Raw genomic sequence first — 7,479 nt, 5'->3', positions numbered from 1 at the left:
ACCAAAATCAAAACCCTATAAACACAATATCATATCTATTCAACCCTTAGTGATAATTTCCTTGTTAGAGTTAGAGAATCTACAAACTTTTGCCAAGCACCTTAGTAATAAACTTTCATAATTTATCAAATCTCTTTAAAACTCTTCACTATAACAATCCAATAAACTCTATTCATGTTGCATTCTATGTTGTGTAACTTATGCAATTCTCTTATAATGAATCAAACTTTATAGCTTAAAACATGCACTATAATGGTTTCGCCTGTTTCTTGTGTAATCTATTGTTTATCTATCATTAATGTTTGCCCTCTACTAAATAAGAGTTATTTGAATGAGAATCATAAAATAATCATAAAGAGATTCTTTATTTGAATTCTAACGCTAAATATTCTAAAAACTTTTATATATTTAAGTAAGAATTAAGTTTAATAATACTATGATTTCGTTTCTCAAGTCGTTACAAATCATAACTGAATGAGTCGTTGTTTGGTTAGTATTTGGTTGATTGATAAGAGTGTTGTTTGACTTTAAAGAGTATTTAAAGCAATGATCTTTGAAAACTAAGCAAGACTATTTTATACTAATGTTGATGAGCTTTAGCTTTATTTTGGTGAAAGCTTGTATTAATTTACAAGATAGATAAAATATTTAAAGTTCTAAATAATAAAATAATCTTTATCATTTTGTCATTTTTATAACTCGACTATAACTTAAACAGAACTCCATTATTGAGGTAGATTATCCTTTTAGAATATTGTGATTCTAAATATCGAGAGATATGAAGCAATAATCTAAGAGTGAGAAATACAAGAAATATATTATTTCATAATAATGAGAGGTTTAAGAGTTTCAATATATGTGATAACATTTTATGAGACTAGGGATAAACTCTAAACTATAAAAAACTATAAAGATATGATTTATAGATTAGGCAAACAAAAAATGTAATTTGTCATTATTTTCTTGTTGCCTAGTTTTTATGGAGAGTTTGCTTACTATTTATTTAGTTTGTCAAACTCCCCAACACTTTTGGAGAGTTTTTGCCATCTATTTTATTTTTGGCTCAAACTCCCCAATATTACTTTTGGAGAGTTTGATCCTGGCTCAGAGTGAACGCTGGCGGCGTGCCTAATACATGCAAGTCGAACGATGAAGCTTCTAGCTTGCTAGAAGTGGATTAGTGGCGCACGGGTGAGTAATACATAGGTTATGTGCCTCATAGTCTAGGATAGCCATTGGAAACGATGATTAATACTGGATACTCCTTATGAGGGAAAGTTTTTCGCTATGAGATCAGCCTATGTCCTATCAGCTTGTTGGTGAGGTAATGGCTCACCAAGGCTATGACGGGTATCCGGCCTGAGAGGGTGAACGGACACACTGGAACTGAGACACGGTCCAGACTCCTACGGGAGGCAGCAGTAGGGAATATTGCTCAATGGGGGAAACCCTGAAGCAGCAACGCCGCGTGGAGGATGAAGGTTTTCGGATTGTAAACTCCTTTTGTTAGAGAAGATAATGACGGTATCTAACGAATAAGCACCGGCTAACTCCGTGCCAGCAGCCGCGGTAATACGGAGGGTGCAAGCGTTACTCGGAATCACTGGGCGTAAAGAGTGCGCAGGCGGGGTAGTAAGTCAGATGTGAAAGGCTATGGCTTAACCATAGAACTGCATTTGAAACTGCTACTCTTGAGTATGGGAGAGGTAGGTGGAATTCTTGGTGTAGGGGTAAAATCCGTAGAGATCAAGAGGAATACTCATTGCGAAGGCGACCTACTGGAACATTACTGACGCTCATGCACGAAAGCGTGGGGAGCAAACAGGATTAGATACCCTGGTAGTCCACGCCCTAAACGATGAATGCTAGTTGTTGCCCTGCTTGTCAGGGCAGTAATGCAGCTAACGCATTAAGCATTCCGCCTGGGGAGTACGGTCGCAAGATTAAAACTCAAAGGAATAGACGGGGACCCGCACAAGCGGTGGAGCATGTGGTTTAATTCGAAGATACGCGAAGAACCTTACCTAGGCTTGACATTGATAGAATCTGCTAGAGATAGTGGAGTGCCTTTCGGGGAGCTTGAAAACAGGTGCTGCACGGCTGTCGTCAGCTCGTGTCGTGAGATGTTGGGTTAAGTCCCGCAACGAGCGCAACCCTCGTCCTTAGTTGCTAGCAGTTCGGCTGAGCACTCTAAGGAGACTGCCTTCGTAAGGAGGAGGAAGGTGAGGACGACGTCAAGTCATCATGGCCCTTACGCCTAGGGCTACACACGTGCTACAATGGGGTGCACAAAGAGACGCAATACCGCGAGGTGGAGCAAATCTTGAAAACATCTCTCAGTTCGGATTGTAGTCTGCAACTCGACTACATGAAGCTGGAATCGCTAGTAATCGTGAATCAGCCATGTCACGGTGAATACGTTCCCGGGTCTTGTACTCACCGCCCGTCACACCATGGGAGTTGTATTCGCCTTAAGTCGGAATGCCAAACTGGCTACCGCCCACGGCGGATGCAGCGACTGGGGTGAAGTCGTAACAAGGTAACCGTAGGTGAACCTGCGGTTGGATCACCTCCTTTCTAGAGAAGTAAAATATTTGACTACTTAGTTAAATATTTGATGAGTTTATCCTTATTGTAGTCGTAAATAAAGTTTTAATGAAATGGAGATTTTTAATTGTTTAATTTATTAAACATAGCTTTATATTTAATAAGTAATTAACACTTAGTGTATTATAGCACTCATAATTTTATTGTTATGGGTTGATACTTGCTTAGTTTTCAGAGATTATTTGCTTTGTATTTATAGAAGCTTTGTGAAACTATTTAACAGATTCTAGAATCTATCAGCACTGGAGTAGCTTTTTTATTCAATAGAGGGCTTATAGCTCAGGTGGTTAGAGCGCACCCCTGATAAGGGTGAGGTCGGAGGTTCAAGTCCTCCTAAGCCCACCATGAAACAATGGGGAATTAGCTCAGCTGGGAGAGCGCCTGCTTTGCACGCAGGAGGTCAGCGGTTCGATCCCGCTATTCTCCACCACTTAAAATAAAAAGTTATACTCTTATCGTTTTACAAAGAGTAAAGTAAATAGAAGTCTAATGCAAGGATTAGAAAGAGTAGTCTTTGCATTAGACTTTATGTCTAACGTTTTTTGAAAATTTATTGTTAATAGCCTACAAAAATAGTAATTAACTACAATTACGCGAGATATGTTTATTGTTTGTATATACATTCAATAAGGCAGTAACCTTAGAAGAAATAAGCTTTTAAGGGCAAATGGTGGATGCCTTGGGTGATAGAGGCGATGAAGGACGTACTAGACTGCGATAAGCTACGGGGAGCTGTCAAGAAGCTTTGAGCCGTAGATTTCCGAATGGGGCAACCCAATGCGTAGTGATGCGCATTACCTTTAATGGAGCAAACCTAGCGAAGTGAAACATCTCAGTAGCTAGAGGAAAAGAAATCAAACGAGATTCTCTTAGTAGCGGCGAGCGAACAGGGAACAGGGCAAACCAGTAGCTTGCTACTGGGGTTGTGGACTGCAATATCCATTACAATCTTTTAGCAGAAATGTCTGGAAAGACATATCATAGAGGGTGATAGTCCCGTATGTAAAAAGAGATTGTTAGGTAGCAGTATCCAGAGTAGGTCAGGGCACGTGAAACCCGGACTGAAGCTGGGGGGACCACCCTCCAACCCTAAATACTACTATCACACCGATAGCGAACCAGTACCGTGAGGGAAAGGTGAAAAGAACCGCAGTGAGCGGAGTGAAATAGAACCTGAAACCATTTGCCTACAATCATTCAGAGCCCTATTGTTTACAAGGGTGATGGACTGCCTTTTGCATAATGATCCTGCGAGTTGTGGTATCTGGCAAGGTTAAGCACATGCGAAGCCGTAGCGAAAGCGAGTCTGAAAGGGCGTTTAGTCAGATGCTGCAGACCCGAAGCGAAGTGATCTATCCATGGCCAAGTTGAAAGTGGGGTAACACCCACCGGAGGACTGAACTCGTGCCCATTGAAACGGGCTGGGATGAGCTGTGGATAGGGGTGAAAGGCCAAACAAACTTCGTGATAGCTGGTTCTCTTCGAAATATATTTAGGTATAGCCTCAAGTGATAGTCATAGGGGGTAGAGCTCTGATTGGGCTAGGGCTGCTCACCGCGGTACCAACCCCTGTCAAACTGCGAATACCTATGACCGTATCTTGGGAGTCAGGCGGTGGGTGATAAAATCAATCGTCAAGAGGGAAACAACCCAGACTACCAACTAAGGTCCCAAAGTTCTATTCTAAGTGGAAAATGATGTGAAGTTACTCAGACAACCAGGAGGTTGGCTTAGAAGCAGCCATCCTTTAAAGATAGCGTAACAGCTCACTGGTCTAGTGATTTTGCGCAGAAAATATAACGGGGCTAAGATAGACACCGAAGTTGTAGATTGTGCTGATGCACAGTGGTAGAAGAGCGTTCGTATTGCGTTGAAGGTATACCGGTAAGGAGTGCTGGAGCGATGCGAAGTGAGCATGCAGGAATGAGTAGCGATAAAAGGGGTGAGAATCCCCTTCGCCGAAAATCTAAGGTTTCCTACGCGATGCTCGTCATCGTAGGGTTAGTCGGGTCCTAAGACAAGTCCGAAAGGGGTAGTCGATGGAAAATGGGTTAATATTCCCATACCAATACAAGTGTGCGATGGAAGGACGCATAGGGCTAGGTGGCGTTAGGTGATGGAAGTCCTAATTTAAGAACGTAGATTGGAGGATTGGCAAATCCGCCTCTGTATTCGAAACTCCAATAGCTTCTTGCGAGCTTCGGCTCAAAGGGAGTGCCATTGATGCCGTCGTGCCAAGAAAAGTTTCTAAGTTTAGCTTGTATTGCCCGTACCGCAAACCGACACAGGTAGATGAGATGAGTATTCTAAGGCGCGTGAAAGAACTCTGGTTAAGGAACTCTGCAAACTAACACCGTAAGTTCGCGATAAGGTGTGCCACAGCAATGTGGTCTCAGCAAAGAGTCCCTCCCGACTGTTTACCAAAAACACAGCACTTTGCCAACTCGTAAGAGGAAGTATAAGGTGTGACGCCTGCCCGGTGCTCGAAGGTTAAGAGGATTAGTTAGCCGCAAGGTGAAGCTTTGAATTGAAGCCCGAGTAAACGGCGGCCGTAACTATAACGGTCCTAAGGTAGCGAAATTCCTTGTCGGTTAAATACCGACCTGCATGAATGGCGTAACGAGATGGGAGCTGTCTCAACCAGGGATTCAGTGAAATTGTAGTGGAGGTGAAAATTCCTCCTACCCGCGGCAAGACGGAAAGACCCCGTGGACCTTTACTACAGCTTGGTACTGCCGATGGGAACATTATGCGCAGGATAGGTGGGAGGCTTTGAAATCTTCACTCTGGTGGAGATGGAGCCATCGTTGAGATACCACCCTTAATGTTTCTGTCTGCTAACTGGCTAGAGTTATCCTCTAGCAGGACAATGCCTGGTGGGTAGTTTGACTGGGGCGGTCGCCTCCTAAAAAGTAACGGAGGCTTACAAAGGTTGGCTCAAAATGGTTGGAAATCATTTGTAGAGTGTAATGGCATAAGCCAGCCTGACTGTAAGACAAACAAGTCAAGCAGAGACGAAAGTCGGTCATAGTGATCCGGTGATTCTGTGTGGAAGGGTCATCGCTCAAAGGATAAAAGGTACCCCGGGGATAACAGGCTGATCTCCCCCAAGAGCTCACATCGACGGGGAGGTTTGGCACCTCGATGTCGGCTCATCGCATCCTGGGGCTGGAGCAGGTCCCAAGGGTATGGCTGTTCGCCATTTAAAGCGGTACGCGAGCTGGGTTCAGAACGTCGTGAGACAGTTCGGTCCCTATCTGCCGTGGGCGTAGGAAAGTTGAGGAGAGCTGTCCCTAGTACGAGAGGACCGGGATGGACACGCCACTGGTGTACCAGTTGTTCTGCCAAGAGCATCGCTGGGTAGCTACGCGTGGATGTGATAACCGCTGAAAGCATCTAAGCGGGAAGCCGACTCCAAGATGAACTCTCCCTGAAGGTCGCAGCAAGACTAGCTGCTTGATAGGGTAGATGTGTAAGCACAGTAATGTGTTTAGCTGACTACTACTAATAGACCGTTTGGCTTATTTTTTTAAGGATTACTGCCTTATTGAGTGTATCACAAGAATAAAGATTCTTTAACTAGCAATAATGCAATAAGTGTAATTAGTAGAATTACTAAGGGCTTTTAATAATGTATTTCTTTTTTGCAATGAGATGATAATAAAAGGCAAGAGATATTTATCTTTTTATTTATCATTTAAACAATGGAAAATGGAAATAAGAGCATAGAAAAGAAATCGTTTTAGATTATGGATTTCTTATAGTGAATTCTGATTCTATCAGAATATTCTCTTTGTTGATGAGAGAGAATATTTGTTATTCAGATTACTTAGTTGTATTGCTTTTATTTCCCTTTTCCTTGTGTCTATAGAGAGAAGGAAACACCCAGCTCCATTCCGAACCTGGCAGTTAAGCTTCTCTTCGCCGATGATACTGCATCTTTCAGGTGTGGAAATGTAGGTCGATGCAGGGAGGGGAAATAGAATCTTCTTAATTTATTTTCTACAAATATTTCCTTTATTTTTTATTTTTAATCATGTTTTATTATTTAGAATCTATTGATAATTAGATGGCTATTTATCTACAATAAATACTATTAATGCTATTTAACTTTAGAGCTATTTTATTGAAAATACCAATGAAATATACGTATTGCATGTTAGTATTCTTGTATAGATATTGCAGATATTGGTGTTATTGCTAAATAAGCTTTTACAGAATTTAGATAGAGATATTCCTATAGAATCTTGCCTATTACCTTCTTCTTTCTTTGATATAAAATAGCAAGTAAAGGTTCTTTATCAATCTAGATGTTATTTGTGGTTTAATAGTTCTATATGAAAAAAGAATATTGTAGACTTAGAGATTGCAAAGTTTGCATTTAAACTTTTAGTTATATTATAAGAGCTGTTGTGTGTCATTGTGTGCTGCTTACATCACATACAAAGAGATTGCAGCTAAAATGATTTATGATATGCTTATTAGTTGAGCTAAACTACGATTCTCTTTGTAAACGTTTGGCTATTAATAAATGCGCAAAGAATTGTTAAATATTAACTGCACATTTGCATAGAAAAGATTTCAACTAATTTAGGTTATTGCCAAGTAATTAAAAAGATATTGCCTAGAATGTTATGCAAACTAAAGAATCAAACAATTCTTATATTTATTTACCATAAGTCTAGGAGTAACAAATTGTATTTCTTGTAAATATTTGTAAGGTATTATCAATTAAAAAGAAAAGAATCTGATATGTGAAGTGAAATGTATGTGATTGAGAATATAAAGAATATAATAAGTAGTGATTTAATTGCGTTTTATTTAGATAAATTTATTGTTGTAGTTTGCCCTCTAAATTAGCGAAAGAGGTTG

General features: G+C 40.7%; 2 tRNA genes and 3 rRNA genes. All 5 read left to right on the top strand.

Annotated features, from left to right (window positions below):
- The first annotated feature begins 1,081 nt into the window (after window positions 1-1,081).
- A 16S ribosomal RNA gene (locus tag CQA66_RS08840) occupies window positions 1,082-2,577 on the top strand.
- A gap of 298 nt (window positions 2,578-2,875) precedes the next feature.
- A tRNA-Ile gene (locus CQA66_RS08835) sits at window positions 2,876-2,952 on the top strand.
- 9 nt (window positions 2,953-2,961) lie between these two features.
- Window positions 2,962-3,037: transfer RNA gene (locus CQA66_RS08830), tRNA-Ala, on the top strand.
- A 217-nt stretch (window positions 3,038-3,254) separates the two neighbouring features.
- Window positions 3,255-6,136 (top strand): 23S ribosomal RNA (locus tag CQA66_RS08825).
- A gap of 328 nt (window positions 6,137-6,464) precedes the next feature.
- Window positions 6,465-6,580 (top strand): 5S ribosomal RNA (gene rrf, locus CQA66_RS08820).
- The 16S, 23S and 5S rRNA genes sit together here with 2 tRNA genes alongside, the layout of an rRNA operon.
- Window positions 6,581-7,479 lie beyond the last annotated feature (899 nt).

The organism is Helicobacter aurati, assembly GCF_003364265.1.
In the GTDB taxonomy this organism is placed as follows: Bacteria; Campylobacterota; Campylobacteria; order Campylobacterales; family Helicobacteraceae; genus Helicobacter_A; species Helicobacter_A aurati.
The sequence above is the reverse complement of the archived record's forward strand: the minus strand, read 5'-3'. Positions and strand labels throughout refer to the sequence as shown.